A 23241-nucleotide genomic window follows, 5' to 3' on the forward strand; every position below is an offset into this window, starting at 1 on the left:
GGAGTCACGCATGCGCGCACTCGTTCTGACCGAGGTCGGTCAGCCCCAGGAACTGGTCGACGATCTCGTCCTCGACCAGCCACGGGACCACGAAGTCCTCGTCCGCACGAAGGCCTGCGGGGTCTGCCACAGCGACCTGCACTTCCGGCAGGGAACGTGGACCACCTTCCCGCTCCCCCTCGTGCTCGGACACGAGTGCGCCGGCATCGTCGAAGCCGTCGGGTCGCAGGTGACGTACCTGCGACCCGGCGACGCCGTCGTCGGCTGCCTCACGGCCTTCTGCGGCGAGTGCGGGTACTGCCTGAGCGGGCGCATGTACCTCTGTGCACAGGGCGGGCTGAGCCGCGAAGGCGGCACACCCCGCCTCTCGCGCAACGGTCAGCCCGTCTCCCAGTTCGTGAACCTCTCGGGCTACAGCGAGATGATGCTCGTCCACGAGCGGGCGCTGGTCAAGGTCGACCCCGACATCCCCCTCGACGTCGCCGCGATCGTGGGCTGCGCCGTCACGACGGGCGTCGGGGCCGCCGTCAACACCGCGAAGGTCCGCCCCGGCGAGACCGTCGCCGTCGTCGGCTGCGGTGGTGTCGGCCTCAACGTCATCCAGGGAGCCCGGATCGCCGGCGCCGGCCGCATCATCGCGGTCGACCGCTCCCCGGTCAAGGCCGAAGCCGCTCGGGCGTTCGGGGGGACCGACGTCGTGATCGCGGACGGCACCGAGGTCGACCAGGTTCGCGACCTGACCTCGGGGGGCGTCGAGCACGCTTTCGAGGCGGTCGGACGGCGGGTGACTGCAGAGGCGGCCTTCCGCATGCTCGCGGTCGGCGGCACGGCGACCATCGTCGGTCTGCTGCCCGAAGGCGAGCAGATCTCGGTGTCCGGCGTCGACCTGACGTTCGGCCGCACCCTGCAGGGCTCGAACATGGGCTCCAACCGATTCCGCATCGACATCCCGCGCTATCTGCAGATGTACCGCGACGGACGACTTCTGCTGGATGAGCTGATCACCGCTCGCATCTCTCTTGACGAGGCCGACGACGCTCTGGTCGCCCTCGAGACTGCAGACGGGATCACCCGCTCGGTCGTCGTCTTCGACTGACCCGAACAGTCGAAGCAACGGGCCGTCGCGCACTCGCGCGGCGGCCCGTTCGTCATCCGCGTGTGTGCGACCCGAAGGCGACGAGCTCGGAGATCTCCCGCGCACCGTCCCGCACGACGCCGATGATCCGCTCGCGCTGGCGGGCGTCGAGCCGGTACATCGGGGCCGCCACACCGAGCGCGGCGCCGGTCGCGCCGCCGACGGAGATCGCGGCCGCGACACCCCAGATCCCATCGTCGATCTCGCCGAAGCTCTGGGCGTAGCCCTGGGCCGCGACCTCGCGCAGCGCTTCCTCGGTCAGTTCGCCAGGGCGAGGCGCGTCGCCGAAGACTCCGTCCAGGTACTCGGCGCGCTCCGCGGCCGGCATCGCTGCCAGCAGCACACGCGGCATCGATCCGAGGTGCAGCGGCATGGGCTGGCCGATGTCGAACTGCAGCCGCACCTGGTGACGCGATTCCACGCGCTCGATCGAAAAGGCGTGAGTGCCCGCCCGGCGCGAGAGCAAGACGGTCTCATCGACCTCGTCGCGGATCCGATTCATGATCGGCAAGGCGATGGTCTCCATGGTCGACCGCGCCGCTTCGGCCGCAGCGGTGAAGGCCTGCACGCGCATCGACATGCGGTACGACCCGTTGCCGTCGTCGTCGAGGACTCCCACGTCGCGCAGCAGCGCCAGGTAGCGATACATCGTGGCGGCCGAGACGTCGATCCGCGCCGCGAGTTCGGGGGCCGACCACACGGGGCGCGAAGCCGTGAAGCAGAAGAGGACGTCCAACACCTTCCGCGCGCTGCCGGCGCCCGGGATCGCCTCGGCATTCGTTCGCGCCATGACTCCTCCGTCGGTGTGGTGCCTGTTCTACGGTAGTGCGAGAACGCCGCAGCGGAATCAGCGCCCCGCGAACACCGCGTCATCGAACGCTCGATAGCTGTCGTACCCGAGCAGGTCGTATAGTTCGTCCTTCGTCTGCATCTCGGCGAGGAGCCCGTGCTGCGACCCATCAGCGAGGATCGCATCGATGCCGCGGAGGGCGGCATTCATCGCGAGGCGCAGGAGAGTCACGGGATAGATCGCCAGTTCGTAGCCGAGATCACGCACCTCGGACTGAGTCAGCGCAGTTCCGCGACCGAACTCGTTGAGATTGATCATGAGGGGCACGTCGATCGCACGCCGGAAGGCAGCGTATTCGTCGGGGGTGCGCAGCGCCTCGGGAAAGATGACATCCGCCCCGGCGTCCACGAACGCGCGAGCCCGGTCGATCGCGGCGTCGAGCCCCAGCACAGCGCGGGAATCGGTTCGCGCGATGATGACGAAGTCCGGATCGCGCCGGGCATCCACTGCCGCACGCACGCGACGCACCGCGACGTCGGGGTCGACGACGGCGATGCCCTCAGAGTGTCCGCACTGCTTGGGGTTGACCTGGTCTTCGATGTGGCATCCGGCGATGCCGGCCTCTTCGAGAGTCTGGATGCTGCGCGCGGCGTTGAGGGGCTCGCCGAAACCGGTGTCGGCGTCGATCAGGACGGGGACGTCCACCATGCGGGCGATCTGGCGGCCTCGCTCGGCCACCTCGGTGATCGTCGTGAGCCCGAGATCAGGCAGGCCCAGATCGGCCGCGATCATGTGGCCGGAGACGTAGACCCCCGCCGCTCCGCGCCCCGCGATGAGCTGGGCGGACACGGCGTTGAAGGCGCCCGGCAGAACGGTGAGCTCTCCCGAAGTGAGCCGCCGCCGCAGCTCCCGCCGCTTCTCGGACGGCGATACGGCGGAGTAGAGCATGTGCAACCTCACACAATCTGGGAATCAGAATCCCAGCATATGCTAATCTCGCGGCCATGCCTCGTGCTCAGGACGCTACACCAACCGGCGGCCGCGTGCCCGGAGCCGAGAGCGGTCGGCGCCTCCTCAGCGTCCTGCTGAGCTTCTCTGAGAGCCGCCCCCTGTGGACGGTCGCCCAGCTCGCTGAAGAACTCGGCATGGGCGCGTCGATGGTCTACCGCTACATCGGCCTGCTGCGCGAGGTCGGACTCGTCGACGCGGCGCCGGACAACAAGTACCGCGTCACCGACCTGGCCTCCTCGCTCGCCGCCGCCGCGACGGCGGGTCGTGCGCCGATCGGCGATGTCGCCGGGCCGATCATCAGCCGCATCCGCGATGCGGCTGATGAGACCGTGCTGATCGCGCGTCGATCGGGGTGGCGGGTCTACACGGTGGATCGCGTCGAATCGCGTCGGCCGGTGCGTCTGCAGTTCGAGCCCGGGCAGGCGATGACGCTGCACATCGGATCGTTGTCCCGCGTGCTTCTGGCGTCCATGCCCGCACACGAGCGCGCGAGCTACCTGGACCACCTGTCCGACGAGGATCGCGAGCGGCCCCTCCTGCGCCCCGAGGCGCTGGAGCGCGTGGCCATCGACGGGTGGGCCGAGAGCTTCGAAGAGATCGATGAGGGCATCTGGGGCGTCGCCGCACCCATCACCGCGCGCGGCGTCACGTACGGCGCGATCGGATGCGCCGCGCCGCTGTTCCGCACCGACGGTGAGAAGCGCCTGCAGATCCGAGAGCTCATCGTCGAGGGTGCCGCCGATATCGGCCGCGCCCTCGAGGACCGGCTCTCGCACGCGCCCTAGCCGGCGCGCGGATGCCGTCGCGCGTCAGTGCAGGACGGTGCCACCGTCGACGACGAGCGTCTGGCCCGTCACGACACGCGCTGCCGGCGAGGCGAGAAAGCGCACGGCGTCGACGACGTCATCGATCTCGACGTCGACGGGCAGGGCACGCGTCGCGCGGAAGGCGGCCTGCTGCTCCTGCGTCCACACGGCGCGATTGCGTTCCGTCGAGACCAGGCCCGGCGCCACGGCGTTGACCCGCACGCCATCGGGACCGAGCGCCAGCGCGAGCGACTTCGTCATGCCCAGCACCCCGGCCTTCGCGGCCGCGTAGTGCACCATGTCGGCGTGGCCTTTCATCGCGATGGCCGATGACAGGCTCACGACGGCACCCGAGGCCGCACGCAGAGCGTTGCGCAGGGTCCACGTCACGCTGTACGCCGAGGTCAGATTGATTTCGACGTAGCGGGCGAACTCACCGGGGGTCAGCGCGTCCACGGGGGTGGGCGGCCAGTAGCCGACGCCGTTCACGAGGACATCCAGGCGCTCGATCTCGCCGAGCCGGGCGACCTCGTCGGCCTGCGACAAGTCGATGCGCCACGCGACGCCGTCGATATCGGCGGCCGCCTCGACCACCGTGTCGGCGACGTCGACCAGGTGCACCGTCGTGTTCTCATCGGCGTACGCCCGAGCCAGGGCGCGCCCGATCTCGCCGGCACCGCCGGTGATCAGAACCGCGCGCGTCATGCGCCGATCCCCATGATGGTGCGCGCTTCTGCGACGGAGACGACCTCGCCGATCTTGGCCTGGATGTCGAAAAGGTTGGCTTCGTGGGGTCCTTCCAGCCTGTCCCCCACGGCATCGCGCACGACGATCGGGATGAAGCCCGATTGCATGGCGTCGGTCGCCGTCGCGCGCACGCACCCGCTCGTGGACAGACCCGTGATGACGAGCGTGTCCACACCCAGCGACGCGAGCGTCGCCGCGAGGTGGGTGCCCGCGAAGGCGCTCGGATACTGCTTGACGATCTCGATGTCGCCGTCCTGGGGCTCGAGACCCTCGATGTACGCCGAGAACGGGCTGTCCGGCGCGAACCACTTCGTCGCGGGGACCTTGCGGGCGAAGACCCCGCCGTCACGCCGGGAGGGATCATGCTCCACGCGCGTCACGAAGGTCGGGATGCCGGCAGCCCTGGCCTCACGGAGCAGCGTGCGCATGACCTCGCACGGCTGCTCGACACCCGCGTACAGCGGGCAGTCGGGGTCGATGTAGGCCCGGGCGGGGTCGATGACCACGAGGGCGGGCCGACTGCCGGGCTGCAGGACACCCTGCAGCCCGGCAGCGGCGTAGTCCTCGCGCGAGACGTCGCTGGTCACACGCGCGCCTCGGCGAAGCCGGCCACCTGGACGAACGACTTGCTCTTGAGTACAGGGGCGATGGACTCCACGATGACGGCCTTGTGCGCGGGGTGCGCACCGTAGGACCGCCAGGCATCCTCCGAGTCGAACTCGAGCTGGAACAGCACGTCCGCGTTTCCCTCGGTCAGCCCGAGGTCGGTGCCGACGCGGACGCCGACCAGTCCGTCGATCTGGCCGACGAGACCGGTGAGTCCGTCGGAGATGGCCTGACGGTGCGCCGGGGTCGCGTCATCGACCAGCGTGAGCATCCCGATGTGGGTGAACATGTGCTTCCTCTCTTCGGTCTCAGTGCTCAGCGAGCAGCGAGCCGAACCCTTCGATCTTGTCGTCGATGCCGTTCGTCCGGTAGGCGTGCCACACCGTCGCGGTGTTGATCGCGATGACCGGCTTGCCCAGCTCGGCTTCGAGTTCGGCCGCGAACTTCGCGCAGGCCATGTTCGTGCCCGCCTGAACGAGCACGTCGACGTCGTCACCGTCTACCTCGGCGAAGGCGGCGCGCAGCTGGTCGTGCGTCACATCGGCGATCGACGTGGCCGAATCGCACTTGAGACCGTGCACGCCCGAGACCTCGTAACCGGTCTGCTCGAAGAACTCACGCACCTGCTGGTCGCCGATCGGCTGGTACGGCGTGATCACACCGATCTTCTTCGCGCCATAGACCTTGAGCGCCTCATCGACGGCCACGGCGCCGGTCGTGACACCGAGCCCGTCAGAGAGCTCCGCCATGTGCGCGGCGAACTCGGCTGCGCCGTTCTTCCCGCCCCAGAACGTCTCGGCACTCATGCCCATAACGAGGTAGTCCACCTTGGCGGTGATGACATCGCGAACCGCGCGGCCGATCTCGGTGCGCAGCCCCTCGAGGAAGGTCACGAACGAAGCGTCGTCGGCGAGTTCGGGCTCGGGGATGTAGATGCGTCCCGTGTGCCAAGAGACGCCTTCGGCGCGCATCCAGGCGAACTCCGCCTCGACGGTGGTGTTCGTCGAGGGGAGGATGAGGCCGAACTGCGCCCGCGGTGCCGTCAAACTGGTCATGGGTTGACTCCTGATTCTCTGCGTATCTCTAGGTGGGGCGGGCTCAGACGAGGGCCGGCTCGACGCCGGCGAGCACGAGGCCGACGCCGACGAGGTACAGCTCGTCGAGCGAGGCCAGATCCGCGCGTCGTGCGACGGCCAGCGGCACCTCGGGGAGCGCGCGGTGGATGCGCTCGAGGGCACCGGTCTCGGACACCGGCATCACCAGGACGTCGGCTCCGGCGTCGATGTAGGCCCGTCCGCGGCGCACGATCTCGTCCTCGTCAGAAGCGGCGATCGCGGCGAAGACGAGCACGTCGCGTCGGGCGGCCAGGGCATCTGCGACGGCGGCGGCGACCGTGGCGGCATCCTCGGACGCCTTCTCGGCGATGTACACCGCCGCGATCCCCGAGCGCTCGAAAGCCTCGACTGAGGCGGCGGTCCCCGCACGATCGGCGGCTTCGACGATCACCGGCACCGTCGTGGAGTCGGCCAGCGCGACGAGGTCATCCAGCGAGGTGGGTGCGTCGGGGCCGGTCACCAGTCGCACGCGATCGGCGTCGAGCGTCGTGTCGCGGATCAGGTCGGACAGCTGGGCGCCCGCCGGCGTCTGGCTGCCCGGCAGGAGCGGGGTGAGTCCGCGGCGCATGCGACGGCGGGAGACCTCGAACGAGTTCAGCAGCGAGGTGCCCCGCAGGTAGGTGCGCAGCCGCACCGGGTCGGCGGCGATCTCGGCCATCTCGGCGCGGCGCCCCTGACGCGCCGTGTCGTCCTGCTCGCGCATCTCGTCGTAGTTGCGCTGCGTGTTCTTCTGCACATCGACGGCGGCGGCGTCGCGGCGGACCTTCGCGTAGGTCTGCACGGCACGCTCGGCGTCGCCTCCGGCCAGCGCGTAGCTGACCGCCTGCACGGCGGCGTGCGCGTCGTGGATGCCGCTGTTCATGCCCATTCCGCCGAGGGGGTTGTTGATGTGCGCAGCGTCGCCCGCGAGGAGGACACGGCCCTGCGCGAAGACTCGGGCGAGACGCTGGTGCACGCGGTAGATGGTGCTGTGCAGCACGGGGTACGGCTCATCGAGGGCGATCACGCCCTGCAGACGCTCTTCGATGCGCTGGGGATCGCGAGCCTGCTCGTCGGTCTCGTCGTCCTGGATCGGGAAGAGCACGCGCCAGTGCTCGGGCGTGCGCAGCAGGACGCCCCAGTCCTCGGGATCGTAGACGTAGCTCACGTACGCGAGGTCGTCGAAGTCCTCGAGGAAATCGTGGGTGGTCGAAGCGACGAGGAAGCGCTCGGGGTAGGTGACACCCTCGAACGCGATCCCGAGCGAACGACGGGCGGCCGAGTTGGCGCCGTCAGCGGCGATCAGCCAGTCCGCCCGGTACGACGGGTCGAACTGGTCGCCCTCGAGGTAGATCAGCGCGGCATCCGTGCCGTGCTCGACACGGGCGATGCGCGCACCGAAGCGGAGCGTCACGTTGGGCATCTGCTCGAGGTGCCGGAGGATGATGCGGGTGAGCTTGCTCTGCTCGCACTGCACGCGGAACGGGAAGCGCGTGTCGCCCGCGAGCGCGGACATGTCCAGGTGCGCGATGAGCTCGCGGCTGTGGCCGCGGTACTGGAAGCCCGGCGCACGCAGACCGATCTCCAGCAGCTCGTCGACGACGCCGAGATCATCGAGGATCTCCAGGCTCGGCGGGTGGAACGTCGAGGCGCGGGACTCCGTGGCGAGGCCATCGCCGGCCTCGAGGACGGTCACCTGGTGACCCTGGCGTGCGAGGCTCAGGGCTGCGGTCATGCCGACCGGGCCCATGCCGGCGACGACGATGGTGGGCGAGGAGGAAGTGGTCACGCGTAATACCTTTCGTGAAAGCGTGCGGAGTGTCAGAGCACCCGGGGAACGCGGGGTGTGAGGGGGGCGGGAAAGCCGCCGAGCGGCTGTCCTGCGACGGCGAGCTGACCGGCGTCAGCCGACAGGTTGTGACCGGTGATCATGGATGCATCGGGCGAGAGGAGGAACGCGATGGCCTCGGCCACCTCCTCCGGTTCGGCGATGTGGCGCAGCGGCACCGATGCACTCAGCGCGTCTTCACCGTGGCGCTCGCGCATCATTGCGGTGAGCGGAGTGCGCACGAGGCCGGGGACGACGGAGTTGACCCGGATGCCGTAGACGCCCAGTTCGCTCGCGAGCGACCGCGTCAGGGCGGCGATCGCGCCCTTCGACGCGTGGTACTGCGCGCTCAGGCCGTTGACGTAGCCGAACGCGGCGGTCGAGGACACCGTGACGATGCTTCCGCCCCGACCGGCCTGCACCATCGCCCGAGCCGCCGCCTGGCATGCCAGAGCGGTGCCGATGATGTTGACCGAGACGGTGTCGCGCCAGCTCTGGGGCGAGCTGTCGAGGAACGGCTCTTTGAGTGACAGTCCCGCCGATGCGACGAGACCCGTGACACCGCCTGCGACGAGGCGATCCATCGCGGCCGAGAGCGCGGCGGCATCCCCTGCGTCAGCGGACTCCCACCCTCCGCGCTGGGCGGGTGCGAGCTCGTTCCACCAGTCGGCGGCCTCGGGGCCGGACCGGTCCAGGACCGAGACCCGGACGCCGCGGGACGCCAGCAGGAGCGCCGTCGCGGCGCCGATGCCCGATGCACCGCCCGTGATGATGACGTGGCTCATGCGTACACCTCGGTGTCGGATCGGGGGTGGGCGAGGTCACGCGTGTCGACCACGGGTGCCGGATAGCCGCCCGCGAGCGGCACGGCGAGTGAGGTCTGGCCGCCGTCCACCGGCAGCACGTGACCTGTCACGAGGGATGCGGCGGGCGAGAGCAGCCACGCGATCGCCGAGGCGATCTCTTCGGGTTCGGCAAGCCGACCCGCGGGGGCGCGAGCTGCCAGCAGGTCCTCGCCGAGGAGGTCACGCTCATGGGCGGACATCGGCGTGCGCACGAGTCCGGGAGCCACGCACGAGACGCGGATGCCGTGCGGCGCGAGGTCTCCGGCCATCGACCGGGTGACCCCCACGAGCGCCGCCTTGGACGCGTGATAGGCGACGCCCAGCCCCGAGACGTAGCCCAGACCTGCCGTCGAAGAGACCGTGACGATGACCCCGGGGCGACCCGCGCCGCAGAGGACCCGGGCGAACGCCTGCGCGGTGCCCAGGGCACCCCAGACGTTGATGTCGATCGCCTCGGTGAACGCGTCGCGGCTGACATCGAGCACGCTGTCGTTCGTGACGATGCCCGCGCAGGTCGCGAGCCCCGTGAGGGGTGCGACGGCTTCTGCCTCGGCGATGCCCGCGGTGACGGCATCCGTGTCCGTGACGTCCGCCGTGATCCACACACCGCGCGAACCGGCGGACAGCGCGAGCCACCAGTCCGACCCGGCGACGCGATCGAGCACCGACACGCGGTGTCCGAGCGCCGCCAGGCGGTGCGCCAGGGATCGACCGATCCCCGACGCACCCCCGGTGATGAGGACGTGTGTCACTCGACGTCCACGCTCAGCGTCTCGTCAGCCACGTACGTGTCGTTCTCGTAGTGTCCGATCGTCACACCGAAGGACAGCTGGCCGGACTCGCTGCCGGAGTGCGCACCGCAGATGCCCTCGCTCGCGGGCAGGTTGGTCAGCGCGTCGCGCACGGCCTCGGGGTCGGTCGATCCCGCTGCAGCGAGCGCGTCGCCCAGGAGCATCATGCCGTCATAGGCGATTGCGGCGTACTCGGTCGGGGCAGCCCCGAACTCGCTCTCGTACGCGGCGGCCCAGTCGGCCAGCGCACCGTCGGTGGCAGCCGACGGGACACACTGGTTGCGGTTGTAGATGGTCTCGAAGCCGTCGTAGTTCAGTTCGGCGTACGTACCGGGCTGCAGGCCCGCCAGGAGGGTCGGGATCTTCACGCCCGCCGTGGCGAGGGCGTTCGCCGCGACGATGAAGTCGGCCTGCTGGCCGTAGACGAAGAGCATCTCGGCGCCCGACGAGCGCAGGTTGTTGGCCTGGGTCGACATGTCGACGTCGCCGGTCTGGAAGATCTGGTCGGTGACGACCTCGTACCCGAACTCGTCGGCGGCGTCCTTGACGACCTCGGCCGCCCCCGTGCCCAGTTCGCCGCTCTCACGCAGCAGCGCGACCTTCTTCACGCCGAGCGTCTGCGAGGCGAACTCCACAGCGGCCGTCGACGTGATGCCGTCGTGCGACGTCATCGAGAACGCCCAGTCGCTCGCGGCGGCGAGCTTCGAGTTCGTGCCACCCACGATGACCGGGATGCCGGTGCGGTCGACCTGCGTCATGACGGCGAAGCCCTGGGTCGAGACCGGGAATCCGATCACGGCGGCGGGGTTGGAGGAGGTGATCCGGTTGAAGGCGTTGAGGGCGGTCGCGTCGTCGGCGCCGGTGTCCTCGTGAACGACCTTGATCATGGCCCCGTCGACACCGCCGGCGTCGTTGATCGCCTGGACGGCCATCTCGATGCCGTGCTTCATGGGCTCGCCGAGGACGGCGGATCCGCCCGTCGTGGGCAGCGCGACGCCGACCACGATCTCCTCGCCGGCGGCGCCGGAGCCCGCGTCATCCGAACCGGCGCAGCCGGACAGCGCCAGCCCGCTCACCGCGAGGGCGGCGACGGCGGCGAAGGTGAACTTTCGAGTCATGGTGTTCCTTTGTGTGAGTGTCAGTGAAAGACGAAACCGCGCTGTGCACTCCTGCGTGCCGGCCGGTTCAGGAGCCGAGGTAGGCCTTGCGCACCTCGGGGTCATGGATCAGCGATGCCGAGGGGCCCTCGGTCGCGATGCGCCCGTGCTCGATGACATAGCCCCGATCAGAGGAGCCGAGCGCGAGCTGCGCGTTCTGCTCGACGAGCAGGACCGACAGTCCGTGATCGCGGCTGTAGCCGCTGATGAGCTTGACGACCTCGACGGCGAGCTTGGGCGACAGGCCCAGCGACGGCTCGTCCAGGAGCAGGAGCTTCGGCTGGGCGAGGATCGCGCGCCCCATGGCGAGCATCTGCTGCTCGCCGCCGGAGAGCGTCCACGCGAGGCTCTTGCGCCGTTCTTCCAGGCGAGGGAAGACCGACATGACTTCGTCGATCGCTGTGCGGAGCGCTGCTCCGCGCAGTCGGCTCGCCGTCGCCGCCACATCGAGGTTCTCTTCGACGGTGAGGCCGGCGAAGACGCGACGGCCCTCAGGCACGAGGTTGAGCCCGTTGCGCGCGAACCAGTCCGTCCGCCGACCGGTGACGTTCCGGCCCTGGAAGCGGATGGTGCCCGACTGCGGCTTGACCAAGCCCACGATGCCTTTGAGGGTGGTGGACTTGCCGGCGCCGTTCGCGCCGATGAGCGTGACCACTTCGCCTTCGTTGACGGTGAGGCTCAGTCCGCGCACGGCGCGCGCCGCACCATAGCTGAGAACGAGGTCGGTGACCTCGAGGATCGCGGTCACTGCTGCTCCTCACTCGCACCCAGATAGGCGCGCAGAACTTCGGGGTCTGTACGCACCTGTGCGGGCGTGCCCTCTGCGATGACATGGCCGTTGTCGAGCACGGTCACCTGCTGTGCGACCGAGGCGACGAAGTCCATGTTGTGCTCGACGACGACGACCGACAGGTCACCCTTCGCGATCTCGATCACCAGGTGCGCCAGACGCACCGTCTCGCTGTCGTTCATGCCGGCTGCGGGTTCGTCCAGCAGCAGCAGCGCGGGATCGCATGCCAGCGCGCGGGCGATCTCGACCAGGCGACGGTGCCCGTAGGGCAGCGTGCCGGCCAGACGATGCGCGTCTTCTGCGACGCCCGCGAAGTCGAGGAGCTCCAGGGCGCGTCCGCGCATGCGCTTCTCGGCGTTGCCGTAGCGCGGCATCCCCGTGATCGCCGACAGCAGGCCGTACCCGCGCCGGTCGTGCATCGCCACCAGCACGTTCTCGAGCACCGTCATGTCATCGAACAGCCGCAGCGTCTGGAACGTGCGGGCGATCCCCCGGCGGGCGGCGACGGTGGATGCCGCGGGCTTGACCGGCACACCGTCGAGCACGATCGTGCCCTCGTCCCACCGGTCGACGCCGGAGATGCAGTTGATCATCGTCGACTTGCCCGAGCCGTTGGGCCCGATGAGCGCTCGCACCTGGCCCGGCTCGACCGTCATGTCGACACCGGCGACCGCGGTGACGCCGCCGAATCGGCGAACCAGGCCGGAGACCTCCAGTGCGCCCTTCATCGGGTCCCTCCTTCGGTAGCGAGGCTCGGACCTCGACGCAGCTTGTCGCGCAGGAAGCGGCCGATCCACTGCAGGACGCCCCAGATGCCCGACGGCACGAAGGCGACCATGACCAGCAGCAGGACGCCGTAGAAGAGCAGGTAGTAGGCCTCGAACGAACGCAGCAGCTCGGGGAGGAACGTCAGCAGGATCGCGCCGAGCGCGGCTCCCCAGGGGCTGCGGGAGCCGCCGACGACCACCATCGCGAGGATCGACACCGACAGCGCGAGGTCGTAGGTACCGGGACTGATGTAGGTCACGAAGCCGGCGTTGAGGGCCCCGGCGAGGCCGGCGAAGGCTGCGCCGACGACGAACGCGAGCACCTTGACCTTCGGAAGCGAGACGCCCATCGCGGCAGCGGCGATGCCGCTGTCGCGCACGGCCTGCATGGCTCGTCCGTACGAGGACTGACGGATGCGCTGCACGACGTAGATCGCCAGGACGGCGATGACTCCGACGAAGATGGCCCAGTCCGAGACCTTCACGAGCTCGAATCCGAAGACGGGGGCGACGATCCCCCGCACACCGAGCGCTCCCCCGGACAGCCAGGACCAGTTCACGAGGATGAGCATGACGACTTGGCCGAACCCGAGGGTGGCCAACGCCAGATAGTGGCCCTTGAGACGCAGAGCCGGGATGCCGATCGCCAGTCCGACGAGGATGCTCGCGATCATTGCGAGCACGAGGGCGATGCCGTAGTCCATGCTGAGCTTCGTCACGAGCAGTCCGGCGGTGTAGCCGCCGATCGCGTAGAACCCGGCCTGACCGAGCGAGACCTGACCGGACAGACCGAAGGTGACGTAGAGGCCCACCGCGGCGATGATCATGATCTCGGCGTTGACGGCGACCTGAAGCCAGTAGTTGCTGTCGATGAAGGTCGGCATGAGCACGGCGACGGCCAGCAGAACCGGCCACACCGCCCACGACGTGATCGAGACGAGCTTGGTCTGCCCGACCGGAGCCGGGGAGAGGATGGTCGTGGTCACAGCTTCTCACCGACTTTCGAACCGAAGATGCCCTGAGGACGGACGAGGAGGAACACGATCATGAGAGCGAAGGCGATGAGGTCTTTGTTCTCGGTGCCGATGAAGGTGCCGGCGAGGCTCTCGACGATGCCCAGCCCGAAGGCGGCGATGGCGGCTCCCGTGAGGTTGCCGAACCCGCCGATGACGCACGCCGCGAAGGCCTTGAGGGCGATGAGCATGCCCACGTGGATCGTGACCGAGAACATCGGGGCGACCAGCACACCGGCGGCTCCCGTGAGCGCCGTGCTGATCATGAAGGCGACGATGACGATGCCGCCGGTGCGGATGCCCATGAGCTTGGCGGTGTCGGAGTCGACGGACGTCGCCTGCATCTGCAGACCCAGCCGGGTCTTGGCCAGCAGAAGGTTGAGCCCGATGATCAGGATGATCGACACGGCGACGATGAACAGCGACACCGTGCTGATGCGGCTCCCGAACAGCTCCAGCGAGATGTTCGGCACGAGCGACGGCAGCGAGCGCGGGTCGGGACCCCAGATGAGGTGGGCGGCCTGCTGCAGGATGATGCCCACCGCGACGGTGGAGATGATCATCGACGCGGGCGGGCCGTTGCGCAGCGGGGCGTAGGTGACGCGCTCCATGAGCGCACCGATGCCGGCGGAGGCCGCGATGCCCAGGAGCGCCGCGGCGAACAGGGGCACGCCGCCGGCGCTGGCCAGTGTCGAGGCGACGAAGGCCGCGATCATGACGAACTCGGCCTGCGCGAAGTTGAGCACGCCCGCCACGCGATAGGTGAGGAGGAACGCGACGGCGAGGAGCGCGTAGATGCCGCCGATCGCGAGGCCGCTGACGACCGATTGCAGGATCACGACGTGGTGTCCTTCAGGAATGCACCGTAGAGGTGCGGCTGGCGTGTGGCGAGCGGGTCGAGGTGGTGACCCTGCACCTTGCTGTGCGCGTCGGTGAGGTCGAGGTCGACGAAGAGGTCTTCTTCGAAGCCTGTGCGCGACCACACCGCGGTGGGATAGCGCATGACGGCGACGGGCTGGCCGGGGATGAACCGGTCGGCGATGACGACCTGGCTCCCGAACTGCGCGGCGTTGTCGGTGCGGGCCACCGAGACGAGGTGAGTGCGGTTCTCTTCCGTGCGCTCGGTCGCCGCCATCGTCGCGGCCTCGAGGCGGTCCCAATCGGCGGGGTGGGCGATGACCTCTGCCCCGCGGAGGGTCAGGATGCGTGCGACCTCGGGCAGCCACACCTCATCGCCGATCATCAGCCCGATGCTGCCGATGGGCGTGCGGGCGACGACGAAGTCCTCGCCCGGTGTCGCCCACGCGCGCTCGGATTCGGTGAGGTGGACCTTGCGGTAGCGTGCGGCGATCTCGCCGTCGTCGCCGATGAGGAATGCCGTCACGTGATAGCGGTCACCGGCGCGCTCGATCAGGTTGACGACGATCCACACGCCGTGACGGCCTGCCGCATCGCGCACGATCTGCAGCGCGCGCTCGGACAGGTCGGCCGCTGCGGCGACGTCGGCCTCGATCGATCCGCGTTCGTGGACGAACAGCTCGGGGAAGACACCGAGCTGCGCTCCGCGACGCGCGGCGTAATCCACCTGCATCGCGGCGCGGGTGAGCGTCCATTCCGTGGAGTGGTACCACGACGTCTGCAGCGTCGCGACGCGCAGGGGCCGCGCGGGCGCATCGTCGGGAACAGGGCCGTACATGGCCGCCGCCACATGCGTGTCGTTGTCGGCGAGCAGCTCCTGGTAGAGGTCGGGACGACGGAACGCCTCGAGCGACCCGATCGCGCCGAGACGCTTGGGGTGGCTTGTCGCGGGGGTGATGTCGGCCCACACCATTCCCTCTTCGGTCTCGCCGGCGTTGGCGAGGATCTCGCCGGTGGGCGAGATGATCTGGGATCCGCCCGTCCAGGGGTAGCCGTCGGCCGGGCCGCCGACGGTGTTCGCCGCGACGTGCCAGACGTGGTTCTCGATCGCGCGCAGGGGCTCGTGGACGCGCATCTCGTCGGGTCCGCGGGAGTTGAGCGAGTTGGTGAGGATCTGGGCGCCCTTGAGTGCCAGCACGCGGGGCACCTCGGGAACGATGCCGTCGGCGCACAGCAGCATGCCGATACGGCCGATCGGGGTCTCGATGACCTGGAGCTCCTTCGTGCCCGGGGTGAAGAGGGTGTACTCGTAGTCCCAGAACACCGTCTTGTGGTGCACGTGCAGGATCTCGCCGTCGGCGGCGATGAGGATCTGCGTGATGTAGACATCGGGCGCACTCTCGCCGCGCAGGTCGACGCCGAGCGCGACCATGATGCCGAGCTCGCGCGCTGCGGCGCGCACCCCGCTCACGAAAGCGCCGTCCAGCGTCTCGCTGAGCTCGAAGCACTCCGCGCGGTCGGCGAAATCGCGCACCCGGTTGGAGTTCTCGGGGGTGACCAGCAGCTGAGCGCCGACGGCGGCCGCTTCGCGCATGTATCCGACGACGGTCGCGAGGTTCGCGGAGACGTCGGTGCCCGAGAAGAACTGTGCCGTGGCCACCCGTACGGTGGCGCCCCGCTCATCTTTGATGGAGACCGTCACATTCGATCCATTCTCATATAATAGGAACTGTAATCCTGCAACGTGGAATAAAGTCATCCAACGGCTTTCCCGAGCCGTTGTCAAACTGAGACGGCGCGTCACGGAGATCACCGGTGGGCGCAGCCCGGAAAACAGCGGCAGCCGTCAGGATTCCCGGCCCCCGGACGGCGCGGCGAAGGGCCGTCTTCCGCGGTCGGGCGCAACCCGACGGCGGGTCAGCGGCGGTCGGTCGAACCCGCGACCAGTGCGTGCAGCAGCGGGAACGCCGATGCCGCCATCAGGACGGTGCCGAGCAGCGGGATGATCGGAAGCAGGATCGCGCCGGCGATCAGCAGTCCCGCGAAGAGGACCGCCGAGACGGCTCGTCGCCCCACCCTCTCGATGCGCCGGAGGCGCTGCTCGAGGGCGGAGGTGTCGACCGAGAGCCGGCCGCTCTCGAGCCGAGTCGCGAGCTTGTCCAGTCGCCCGGGGAGGCGTGCCGCGACGGCGAGCGTCGAGACGGCTTCTTCCGCGAACTCGCGCACGGCGCTGCCGCTCTCGTCGCGGACGATCCGGGCAGCGTACGGCTCGACGGCATCCCAGATGTTGAACGCCGGGTCAAGCGAACTGCACATGCCCGAGGTGAGCGACATCGCTCGGATGATGAGCAGGAAGTTCTCGGGCAGCTGGAACGGCAGCGACCGCACGACATCACCGAACTCGGTGGCGAACTCCCGGAACTCGCGCGGGTCGACCTCTTGCAGCTGTGCGAAGCCCATCCCGCCGAAACGCGCGAAGAGCTTGGTCATTGCGCGCTCAAGCTCTGCAGTGTCGGCATTGGGCAGCAGCACGCCCACGTCGCGGATCCCGTCGACGAGACCCGCGCCGTCCCGTGATGCGGCAGCGACGAGGATCCGTCGCAGCCCACGGCGGAGCTCGGGGGGAACCTCGCCCATCATGCCGAAGTCGATGAAGGTGAAGTGCCACGAACGCGGCCCGCCCGGCGTGGGCGTGACGAAGACGTTGCCGGGATGCGGGTCGGCGTGGAAGTAGCCGTTGACGAAGAGCTGGTCGAACATCACCGCTGCGAACTCGGCCGCCACTTCGGCCGGATCGATCCCCGCCGCCCGAAGCGCGTCGACGTCGTTGATCTTGATCGCTGTGACGTCCTGAAGAGTGAGCACGCGCCGCGTCGTGCGCTCCCACACCGTCTCGGGCGAGCTCACACGATCGTCACCGGCGAAGTCGTTCGCGAAGCGCTCTGCTCCGGCGGCCTCGTGGACGTAATCGATCTCTTCGAGGCTCGTGGTGGCGAACTCCTCCACGAGGGCGGGCGCGTCCACGCGGTCCGCGACGACGCGCACTCGGCTCAGCCACTGCGCGACGCGACGCAGCGCCGTCAGGTCGACGTCGACCACCTGGTCGATCCCGGGGCGCTGCACCTTCACGACGACGTCTCGGAGGCCCGATTGGGCGGCATCCGCGTGCGACAGCACGGCACGATGGGCCTGGCCCAGGGATGCGGCCGCGAGGGGGATCTCGTCGACGAAGGCGAAAGCCGTGCCGAGCGGCACACCGAGCTCGGCCTCGGCGAGCGCGCGGATCGCCGGGAACGGCACGGGGGGAACCTCATCCTGCAGCCCTTCGAGCACCTTCGTGATCTCGGGGGGCAGCACATCGAGGCGCGACGACATGAACTGTCCGACCTTGATCATGAGGCCGCCGAGTTCGACCGCCAAGACGTGGAACCGCTCCGCGATGCGCCTCATGCGCGCGGCGCGCGTGCGTTCCGCGATCCTTGCGAGCCCCAGCCGGGGAAGCGCCAACTCGTACCACCACGTCTGCACGAGGTATCGCGCCGCGAACCGCAGGATCCTCGCCTGCCGCGAACGCAGGTCACCGGCGGCGGTCACCGAGCCTCCCGCAGAGCAGACGTGCGGAGCCGCATCCGGTCAGTCCTGGGCGAGGATGGCGTATAGCTTGCGGCGCGCCTCGTCGAGCACGGCGACAGCCTGCTGCACCTGCTCAGGCGACCCCGTGCGTCCGACCTGGGCCGTTGCCTGGGCGAGCTCGACGCCGGCCTTCGGCAGCGCCGTGATCCGCGCGCCGTCCGCGGTGCCGGGGGTCTCCCACGGCGCACTGCGGTCGCTCGCGGCATCCGCGACCTCGCGGCCTTCGACGGTGAGCGAGTAGGTCTTGCGGCCGCTGGACTCCTCGGCGCTGACAAGACCTTCGTCGGTGAGCAGCTGCAGAGTCGGGTACACCGAGCCGGGGCTCGGCTTCCACGCTCCGCCGCTGCGCTCGGTGATCTCCTGGATGATCTGGTAGCCGTGCATCGGGCGCTCGGCGAGCAGGGCCAGAACCGCAGTGCGAACGTCGCCTCGGCTCATCCGCGAGCCCGTCTTCTGCTCGAACGCGCCGCGCAGCTGCTCCATCGCCTCCATGATGCCGGCCGTGGGCCAGCCCTGTCCTCGTCCGCGACCGCCCATCCCGTCGCCCATGAATGATCCGCTCATGACACTCTCCTCGCGATAGCCCTGCCGATATATAACGATATATCGCTCACGTGCTTTTGTCCGAGGGTTCGTCGTCGAACAGCGTCATGCTCGGCAAAGACTCAGGAGCGCTCCACGGGCTGGCGCAGGATCGTCCGCAGCTTGGCGGGGGCGACGCGACGGGGGTCGCTGAGATAGATCTCGTGGTGGCGACCGGTCATCCGAAGGCCTTCGCTGGGGATGAACTCGTCATGCATCGCGGCGAGGACGGGGCCTTCGTCGTCGTACGACCCGATGTGCAGGGTCTGGACGCACAGCCCTTCATCCAGCTCGCCGAAGCGCAGTCGCTCACCGAGGGGTGCGTCCGCACCCTCGCGAGCGCGGTCGACGAGGTCGGCCCCCACTGCAGCGGGCACAAGACTCAGCAGGCTCCACTGCCACCGCGAGGGATCGAGTGTCGTCGTGAAGCTGTCCATGTCATCGGCCCACCACAAGGCCTCGAGCGGCGGCACGACGTAGTCGCGGTCGAGCTCGCGCTTGCTGAGGAACTTCAGCTTGTAAGCGACGCCGTAGATCGTGCGGACGGCATCGGCGTATTCGGGAGCGCTGTTCGGGTCGCCCGCACCGTCAAGCATGAGGTACGCCATCGGGGGCACCGTGACGACCTCGAACACGCCCGGACGCGCCGAGTAGGAGGGGATCGTCTTCTTCAGGTCGACCTTCATGCTCCCGCCATGGTGACGGATGCCGACGCTCGGCACCAGGCCCCCGCCGGGGTTTCATCACCCTCCCCCGAGCGCGACACTGGAGCGTATGAACGACGCGCGACCGTGGGTGCTGCACGTCGACCTCGATCAGTTCATCGCAGCCGTCGAAGTGCTGCGCCGGCCCGAACTGGCGGGCAGGCCCGTCATCGTCGGCGGCCGCGGGGATCCGACCGAGCGCGCCGTCGTGTCGACCGCGTCGTATGAGGCGCGAGAGTTCGGCGTCGGGTCCGGGATGCCGCTGCGCGTCGCGGCGCGCAAAGCACCGGATGCCGTGCTGCTTCCCGTCGACGCACCGGCCTACACCGCGGCATCCGAAGAGGTCATGGCCGCCCTTCGCGAACTGCCGGGCACCGTCGTGCAGGTGCTCGGCTGGGACGAAGCGTTCGTCGGCGTCGTGACCGCCGACCCCGAGGCGTGCGCGCGGCGGGTGCAGGCGGCGGTCCTGGAACGCACCCGGCTGCACTGCAGCGTCGGGATCGGCGACACGCTCGTGCGGGCCAAGAACGCGACCGACCTCGGCAAGCCGCGCGGGGTGTTCCGGCTGACGGCCGATACCTGGCTCGAGGTCATGGGCGACAAGGACACGATCGCGCTGTGGGGCGTGGGGCCCAAGGTCTCCCGGCGTCTCGCAGCCCACGGCATCCGGTCGGTGCGTCAGCTCGCCGAGGCCGATGTCGACGTGCTGGCGGCGGAGTTCGGCCCGAAGATGGGCCCGTGGTACCGGCAGCTCGGCCGCGGTGAAGGCTCGGCGGTCGTGGACGACACGCCCTGGGTGGCACGCGGACACAGCCGCGAATCGACGTTCCCGCAGAACCTCATCGAGCCCGGCGAGGTTCTGCGGGCGGTGAAGCATCTGCTCGCGCACGTGCTCGCCGACGTCGCCGCCGAACAGCGCCCCGTCGTCGGCGTCGGCCTGAAGGTGCGCTATGCCCCCTTCACGACGAAGACGTTCGTGCACAAGATCGCCGCGACGACGGACCCCGGCGTCGTCGAGAGCGAACTGCTCGGGCTGGTCGGCAAGATCGACCCGGAACGCGAGATCCGTCTTCTCGGCGTCCGCGCCGAGATGGCGATGCCCGACGACGCACGCGAAGGGCACACGCCGACCCGCAGCGGCTGGTGAGCGCCTCGGGTCACGCGTTGATGATCGTGCTGAAAGCCAGGACGATGATGAGCGCATTGAGGAAGAAGCTCAGCGTCGTGTGCCAGACGACGCTCCAGCGCATCCGGGTCGTCACCACCTGCACGTCGGACACCGAGAAGGCGGTCGCGTTCGTGAACGAGAAGTACACGAAGTCGACGAGCCGCGGCGACGGCGTGCGCGGGAACACCAGCGGCGGCTCGGGCGCCCGGCGGTAGTGCCGATCGTAGATGCGTGCGAAACCCCAGTGGAACAGCGCCCACGACAGCAGCATCGCCCACACGGCGACGGGCTCGACCCACCCCGCCCAATCCGGGTCGTTGCGCAGCACGACGATCGTCACGACCGCGACGAGCCCCACGACACTGGTGAGGAACGTCGCCGTGGTCGAGATCATCGCGACGACCGGGTGCAGCTCGAACCGCTGCAGTCGAGCGGATGCCGCGGGCCGCAGCCGCACGCTGACCCCGACCGCGATGACCGAGCCGAGCCAATACACGGTGCCGATGAGACACCACAGCACCAGAAAGACGACGGTCAGACTCTCGTCGTCGACCCAGATGAGCAGCAGCCCGATCGCGATGAGCGCCAGCTGCACGGCGAGGTCGACGGCGCGCAGGATCACCCCTCCGACCACGCGTACCTCCTCGATCGATGCCACGCTATCGCCGCGACGATCGGATGCCGCGCGCGCGGCGGCGTGTCAAGCCCCGTGCCGCGCTTCGCCCCGCGCCGTAACGTGCGACGTGACAGGAAGGATGCACCATGCTCCGCGCCCTCGCGCTCAACTGCACGCTGAAACCGTCCCCCGCCGATTCGAGCTGCGACCTGCTCGCCCAGCAGATGCTCGATGCCCTCGCCGCCCACGATGTGAAGGGCGAACAGCTGCGCGTCGTCGACTTCGCCGTGGCCCCCGGCGTCGAGAAGGACATGGGTGACGGCGACGAGTGGCCGCGCATCCGTGAGAAGGTCCTCGCCGCCGACATCCTCATCTTCACGACGCCCACCTGGATGGGACACATGTCCAGCGTCGCGCAGCGCGTGCTGGAGCGCCTCGACGCGGAGATGTCCGAGACCGATGCGCAGGGACGCCCGATCCTGTCCGACAAGGTCGCGCTCACGGTCGTGCTCGGCAACGAGGACGGCGCGCACGCCATCATGGCCGATGCCCACCAGGCGCTGGCCGACCTGAGCTTCACGATCCCTCCGCTCGGCGGCGTGTACTGGAACGGTGAGGCGATGCACACGACGGACTACAAGGACCTCCCCGAGACACCCGAGAAAGTCGCACAGACGACGGCGGACGTCGCCCGCAACGCCGCGCACCTCGCGATACTGCTGAAGGAGCGGCCCTACCCCGCCGGCTGAGGCCGCCGGTACTGCTCGAGCCAGCGCAGCCACACCTCGCTCACGGTCGGGAACGCCGGCACGGCATGCCACAGCCGCTCGAGCGGCACCTCGCCGACGACCGCGATGGTCGCGGCGTGCAGCATCTCAGCGATGTCCGGACCGACGAAGGTCGCGCCCACGATGACGCCCCGTTCGTCGTCGACGATCGCGCGGGCATGTCCCGAGTAATGGTCGGCATGGGTCGTCGCGCCCGCGATCGCTCCGAGGTCGTGATCGAGCACGCGCACACGCAGGCCCGCATGCTTCGCGGATTTCTCGGTGTGCCCGACCGACGCGACCTCGGGGTCGGAGAACACGACCTGCGGCACGGCCGAGTGATCCGCCGTGGCGACATGAGGCCCCCACGGACGATCGTCGAGCGCCTCGCCACGCGCCCGCGCCGCGATCGCGTCGCCCGCCGCGCGAGCCTGGTACTTGCCCTGGTGGGTCAGGAGAGCCCGGCCGGTCACGTCGCCGACGGCATACAGTCCGTCGTGTCCGACGACGCGCATCGTGTCATCTACCTCGATCCGGCCTCCGGGCTCGAGCCCGACCACGTCGAGCCCGATGTCACGCGTGCGCGGCGTGCGGCCCGTCGCGACGAGGATCTGCGACGCGCGCATCTCGGCGCCATCCGACAGCGTCAGCACGACCTCGCCATCGACGCGCGCGACGCGCTCGACCTCGACCTGAGTGCGCACATCGACGCCCGAGTCCTCGAGAGACTTCTGGACCGTCTCGCCGACGAACGGCTCCCACGAGCCGAGCAGCCCGGACCGGGCGACGAGCGTCACGGCGCACCCGAGCGACGCGAACGCGGTCGCCATCTCGACGCCGACGACCCCTCCGCCGAGGATCACCAGCGACATCGGCACGTCACGCACCGCCGTGGCGTCACGACTCGTCCAGGGCGCCGCATCGGCGAGACCGGGGATGTCGGGAAGCAGCGCCGCCGAGCCGGTGCACACGGCGACCGCGTGGCGCGCGACCAGCGTCGTCGCCTGGCCCGCGGCATCCGTCACGGTGACCTCGCGATCGCCGCTCAGTCGGCCGTGCCCGCGCACGAGGTCGATGCCCGCGCTCTCGAGCCACTCGACCTGCGAGGCGTCGTCCCTGTTGCTCACCAGCGCGTCACGACGTCTGAGCAGGCCGGCGACATCGACGGAGCCGGACACCGCCTGCCGCGCACCGTCGACGTCGCGTGCCGCCTTCAAGGCGCTGCCGGCACGCAGCAGCGCCTTGGAGGGTATGCACGCCCAATACGAACACTCGCCGCCGACGAGCTCGCGCTCGACGATCGCGACCGAGAGCCCGCCCTGCGCGGCGCGGTCGGCGACGTTCTCGCCAACGGGCCCTGCGCCGATGACGACGAGGTCGTATTCGCTTCTTCGCATGCCGCACACCGTAGACCCCACGGCCGACATCTGCGAGGTGCAGACCGGAAGACGCGCAGCACATCAGCACCGATCACGTCAAGCCTGCGCCCGGCACTCCCCGATGTCCGAGGCGTGTGGTTTTGTGGAACAGGCC

The 23241-nt window shown here is 69.3% G+C and carries 24 protein-coding genes; 4 read left to right on the forward strand and 20 right to left on the reverse strand.

Features of this window, described 5'->3' with window-relative positions; genetic code table 11:
• Positions 1-10: 10 nt before the first annotated feature.
• A complete protein-coding gene (locus AC25YV_RS03505) occupies positions 11-1096 on the forward strand; it encodes a Zn-dependent alcohol dehydrogenase (protein ID WP_488122454.1) in 1086 nt (361 codons plus the stop codon).
• A gap of 52 nt (positions 1097-1148) precedes the next feature.
• Here AC25YV_RS03505 and AC25YV_RS03510 read toward each other — a convergent pair whose 3' ends face one another.
• Both AC25YV_RS03510 and prpB read right to left on the reverse strand, forming a co-directional pair.
• Positions 1149-1925, reverse strand: coding sequence for an IclR family transcriptional regulator (locus AC25YV_RS03510; protein WP_488122455.1), 777 nt, complete (start codon positions 1923-1925; stop codon positions 1149-1151).
• Positions 1926-1982: 57 nt separating this feature from the next.
• Entirely contained in the window at positions 1983-2873 is an 891-nt protein-coding gene (prpB, locus tag AC25YV_RS03515; RefSeq protein WP_488122456.1) for a methylisocitrate lyase, read from the reverse strand.
• Between the two features lie 56 nt (positions 2874-2929).
• Between prpB and AC25YV_RS03520 the strand changes: the two genes are divergently transcribed.
• Positions 2930-3721: an IclR family transcriptional regulator gene (locus AC25YV_RS03520; protein ID WP_488122457.1), complete on the forward strand. Its 792-nt coding sequence runs from the start codon at positions 2930-2932 to the stop codon at positions 3719-3721.
• A 24-nt stretch (positions 3722-3745) separates the two neighbouring features.
• Here the strand turns inward: AC25YV_RS03520 and AC25YV_RS03525 are convergent, their stop codons facing one another.
• The 16 genes from AC25YV_RS03525 to AC25YV_RS03600 form a co-directional block, all read right to left on the reverse strand.
• On the reverse strand, positions 3746-4447 hold the full coding sequence (locus tag AC25YV_RS03525; protein ID WP_488122458.1) for an SDR family NAD(P)-dependent oxidoreductase: 702 nt from the start codon (positions 4445-4447) through the stop codon (positions 3746-3748).
• Complete coding sequence (locus AC25YV_RS03530; protein WP_488122459.1) at positions 4444-5076, reverse strand: isochorismatase family protein; 633 nt, start codon at positions 5074-5076, stop codon at positions 4444-4446. The genes AC25YV_RS03525 and AC25YV_RS03530 overlap by 4 nt, the downstream gene beginning before the upstream one ends.
• Positions 5073-5384: a Dabb family protein gene (locus tag AC25YV_RS03535; RefSeq protein WP_488122460.1), complete on the reverse strand. Its 312-nt coding sequence runs from the start codon at positions 5382-5384 to the stop codon at positions 5073-5075. Before AC25YV_RS03535 ends, AC25YV_RS03530 begins: the two co-directional genes overlap by 4 nt.
• A gap of 19 nt (positions 5385-5403) precedes the next feature.
• On the reverse strand, positions 5404-6150 hold the full coding sequence (locus tag AC25YV_RS03540; protein ID WP_488122461.1) for a maleate cis-trans isomerase family protein: 747 nt from the start codon (positions 6148-6150) through the stop codon (positions 5404-5406).
• 43 nt (positions 6151-6193) lie between these two features.
• Positions 6194-7978, reverse strand: a complete 1785-nt coding sequence (locus tag AC25YV_RS03545) for an FAD-dependent oxidoreductase (RefSeq protein ID WP_488122462.1) — start codon at positions 7976-7978, stop codon at positions 6194-6196.
• A gap of 32 nt (positions 7979-8010) precedes the next feature.
• Positions 8011-8802: an SDR family NAD(P)-dependent oxidoreductase gene (locus AC25YV_RS03550; RefSeq protein ID WP_488122463.1), complete on the reverse strand. Its 792-nt coding sequence runs from the start codon at positions 8800-8802 to the stop codon at positions 8011-8013.
• Positions 8799-9614, reverse strand: coding sequence for an SDR family NAD(P)-dependent oxidoreductase (locus AC25YV_RS03555; RefSeq protein WP_488122464.1), 816 nt, complete (start codon positions 9612-9614; stop codon positions 8799-8801). Before AC25YV_RS03555 ends, AC25YV_RS03550 begins: the two co-directional genes overlap by 4 nt.
• Positions 9611-10771: an ABC transporter substrate-binding protein gene (locus AC25YV_RS03560; RefSeq protein ID WP_488122465.1), complete on the reverse strand. Its 1161-nt coding sequence runs from the start codon at positions 10769-10771 to the stop codon at positions 9611-9613. Before AC25YV_RS03560 ends, AC25YV_RS03555 begins: the two co-directional genes overlap by 4 nt.
• Positions 10772-10838: 67 nt before the next feature.
• Entirely contained in the window at positions 10839-11558 is a 720-nt protein-coding gene (locus tag AC25YV_RS03565) for an ABC transporter ATP-binding protein (RefSeq protein WP_488122466.1), read from the reverse strand.
• Positions 11555-12328: an ABC transporter ATP-binding protein gene (locus AC25YV_RS03570; protein ID WP_488122467.1), complete on the reverse strand. Its 774-nt coding sequence runs from the start codon at positions 12326-12328 to the stop codon at positions 11555-11557. Before AC25YV_RS03570 ends, AC25YV_RS03565 begins: the two co-directional genes overlap by 4 nt.
• Positions 12325-13353, reverse strand: a complete 1029-nt coding sequence (locus AC25YV_RS03575) for a branched-chain amino acid ABC transporter permease (RefSeq protein ID WP_488122468.1) — start codon at positions 13351-13353, stop codon at positions 12325-12327. Before AC25YV_RS03575 ends, AC25YV_RS03570 begins: the two co-directional genes overlap by 4 nt.
• The gene (locus tag AC25YV_RS03580) at positions 13350-14219 is read right to left on the reverse strand and encodes a branched-chain amino acid ABC transporter permease (RefSeq protein WP_488122469.1); all 870 of its coding nucleotides are present in this window, start codon (positions 14217-14219) and stop codon (positions 13350-13352) included. The genes AC25YV_RS03575 and AC25YV_RS03580 overlap by 4 nt, the downstream gene beginning before the upstream one ends.
• Positions 14216-15940, reverse strand: coding sequence for a nitrilase-related carbon-nitrogen hydrolase (locus AC25YV_RS03585; RefSeq protein ID WP_488122470.1), 1725 nt, complete (start codon positions 15938-15940; stop codon positions 14216-14218). The genes AC25YV_RS03580 and AC25YV_RS03585 overlap by 4 nt, the downstream gene beginning before the upstream one ends.
• Before the next feature lie 215 nt (positions 15941-16155).
• Positions 16156-17832 carry an ABC1 kinase family protein gene (locus AC25YV_RS03590; protein WP_488122471.1) on the reverse strand — a complete coding sequence of 559 codons (1677 nt, stop codon included), beginning with the start codon at positions 17830-17832 and terminating at the stop codon, positions 16156-16158.
• 39 nt (positions 17833-17871) lie between these two features.
• Positions 17872-18435: a PadR family transcriptional regulator gene (locus AC25YV_RS03595; RefSeq protein ID WP_488122472.1), complete on the reverse strand. Its 564-nt coding sequence runs from the start codon at positions 18433-18435 to the stop codon at positions 17872-17874.
• A gap of 101 nt (positions 18436-18536) precedes the next feature.
• Positions 18537-19139 (reverse strand): GyrI-like domain-containing protein, encoded by a 603-nt coding sequence (locus tag AC25YV_RS03600; RefSeq protein WP_488122473.1) that lies wholly within the window; start codon positions 19137-19139, stop codon positions 18537-18539.
• A gap of 88 nt (positions 19140-19227) precedes the next feature.
• Here AC25YV_RS03600 and AC25YV_RS03605 point away from each other — a divergent pair, with 88 nt between their 5' ends.
• A complete protein-coding gene (locus AC25YV_RS03605) occupies positions 19228-20304 on the forward strand; it encodes a DNA polymerase IV (protein WP_488122474.1) in 1077 nt (358 codons plus the stop codon).
• Positions 20305-20314: 10 nt separating this feature from the next.
• On the opposite strand, the gene AC25YV_RS03610 is transcribed toward AC25YV_RS03605, so the two are convergent.
• Positions 20315-20983: a DUF1345 domain-containing protein gene (locus tag AC25YV_RS03610; RefSeq protein WP_488122475.1), complete on the reverse strand. Its 669-nt coding sequence runs from the start codon at positions 20981-20983 to the stop codon at positions 20315-20317.
• Between the two features lie 104 nt (positions 20984-21087).
• On the opposite strand from AC25YV_RS03610, the gene AC25YV_RS03615 reads away from it, so the two are divergent.
• Positions 21088-21690 (forward strand): flavodoxin family protein, encoded by a 603-nt coding sequence (locus AC25YV_RS03615; protein WP_488122476.1) that lies wholly within the window; start codon positions 21088-21090, stop codon positions 21688-21690.
• On the opposite strand, the gene AC25YV_RS03620 is transcribed toward AC25YV_RS03615, so the two are convergent.
• Positions 21675-23105: a dihydrolipoyl dehydrogenase family protein gene (locus tag AC25YV_RS03620; protein ID WP_488122477.1), complete on the reverse strand. Its 1431-nt coding sequence runs from the start codon at positions 23103-23105 to the stop codon at positions 21675-21677. The genes AC25YV_RS03615 and AC25YV_RS03620 overlap by 16 nt on opposite strands.
• Positions 23106-23241 lie beyond the last annotated feature (136 nt).

This window comes from Microbacterium sp. Y832 (genome assembly GCF_057669765.1).

What these genes read in the sequence shown, in the direction of transcription:
- AC25YV_RS03505 (WP_488122454.1), top strand. Translation starts at nt 11, where the DNA reads ATGCGCGCACTCGTTCTGACCGAGGTCGGTCAGCCCCAGGAACTGGTC.
- AC25YV_RS03510 (WP_488122455.1), bottom strand. Translation starts at nt 1,925, where the DNA reads ATGGCGCGAACGAATGCCGAGGCGATCCCGGGCGCCGGCAGCGCGCGG.
- prpB (WP_488122456.1), bottom strand. Translation starts at nt 2,873, where the DNA reads ATGCTCTACTCCGCCGTATCGCCGTCCGAGAAGCGGCGGGAGCTGCGG.
- AC25YV_RS03520 (WP_488122457.1), top strand. Translation starts at nt 2,930, where the DNA reads ATGCCTCGTGCTCAGGACGCTACACCAACCGGCGGCCGCGTGCCCGGA.
- AC25YV_RS03525 (WP_488122458.1), bottom strand. Translation starts at nt 4,447, where the DNA reads ATGACGCGCGCGGTTCTGATCACCGGCGGTGCCGGCGAGATCGGGCGC.
- AC25YV_RS03535 (WP_488122460.1), bottom strand. Translation starts at nt 5,384, where the DNA reads ATGTTCACCCACATCGGGATGCTCACGCTGGTCGATGACGCGACCCCG.
- AC25YV_RS03540 (WP_488122461.1), bottom strand. Translation starts at nt 6,150, where the DNA reads ATGACCAGTTTGACGGCACCGCGGGCGCAGTTCGGCCTCATCCTCCCC.
- AC25YV_RS03550 (WP_488122463.1), bottom strand. Translation starts at nt 8,802, where the DNA reads ATGAGCCACGTCATCATCACGGGCGGTGCATCGGGCATCGGCGCCGCG.
- AC25YV_RS03560 (WP_488122465.1), bottom strand. Translation starts at nt 10,771, where the DNA reads ATGACTCGAAAGTTCACCTTCGCCGCCGTCGCCGCCCTCGCGGTGAGC.
- AC25YV_RS03570 (WP_488122467.1), bottom strand. Translation starts at nt 12,328, where the DNA reads ATGAAGGGCGCACTGGAGGTCTCCGGCCTGGTTCGCCGATTCGGCGGC.
- AC25YV_RS03595 (WP_488122472.1), bottom strand. Translation starts at nt 18,435, where the DNA reads ATGAGCGGATCATTCATGGGCGACGGGATGGGCGGTCGCGGACGAGGA.
- AC25YV_RS03600 (WP_488122473.1), bottom strand. Translation starts at nt 19,139, where the DNA reads ATGAAGGTCGACCTGAAGAAGACGATCCCCTCCTACTCGGCGCGTCCG.
- AC25YV_RS03605 (WP_488122474.1), top strand. Translation starts at nt 19,228, where the DNA reads ATGAACGACGCGCGACCGTGGGTGCTGCACGTCGACCTCGATCAGTTC.
- AC25YV_RS03615 (WP_488122476.1), top strand. Translation starts at nt 21,088, where the DNA reads ATGCTCCGCGCCCTCGCGCTCAACTGCACGCTGAAACCGTCCCCCGCC.
- AC25YV_RS03620 (WP_488122477.1), bottom strand. Translation starts at nt 23,105, where the DNA reads ATGCGAAGAAGCGAATACGACCTCGTCGTCATCGGCGCAGGGCCCGTT.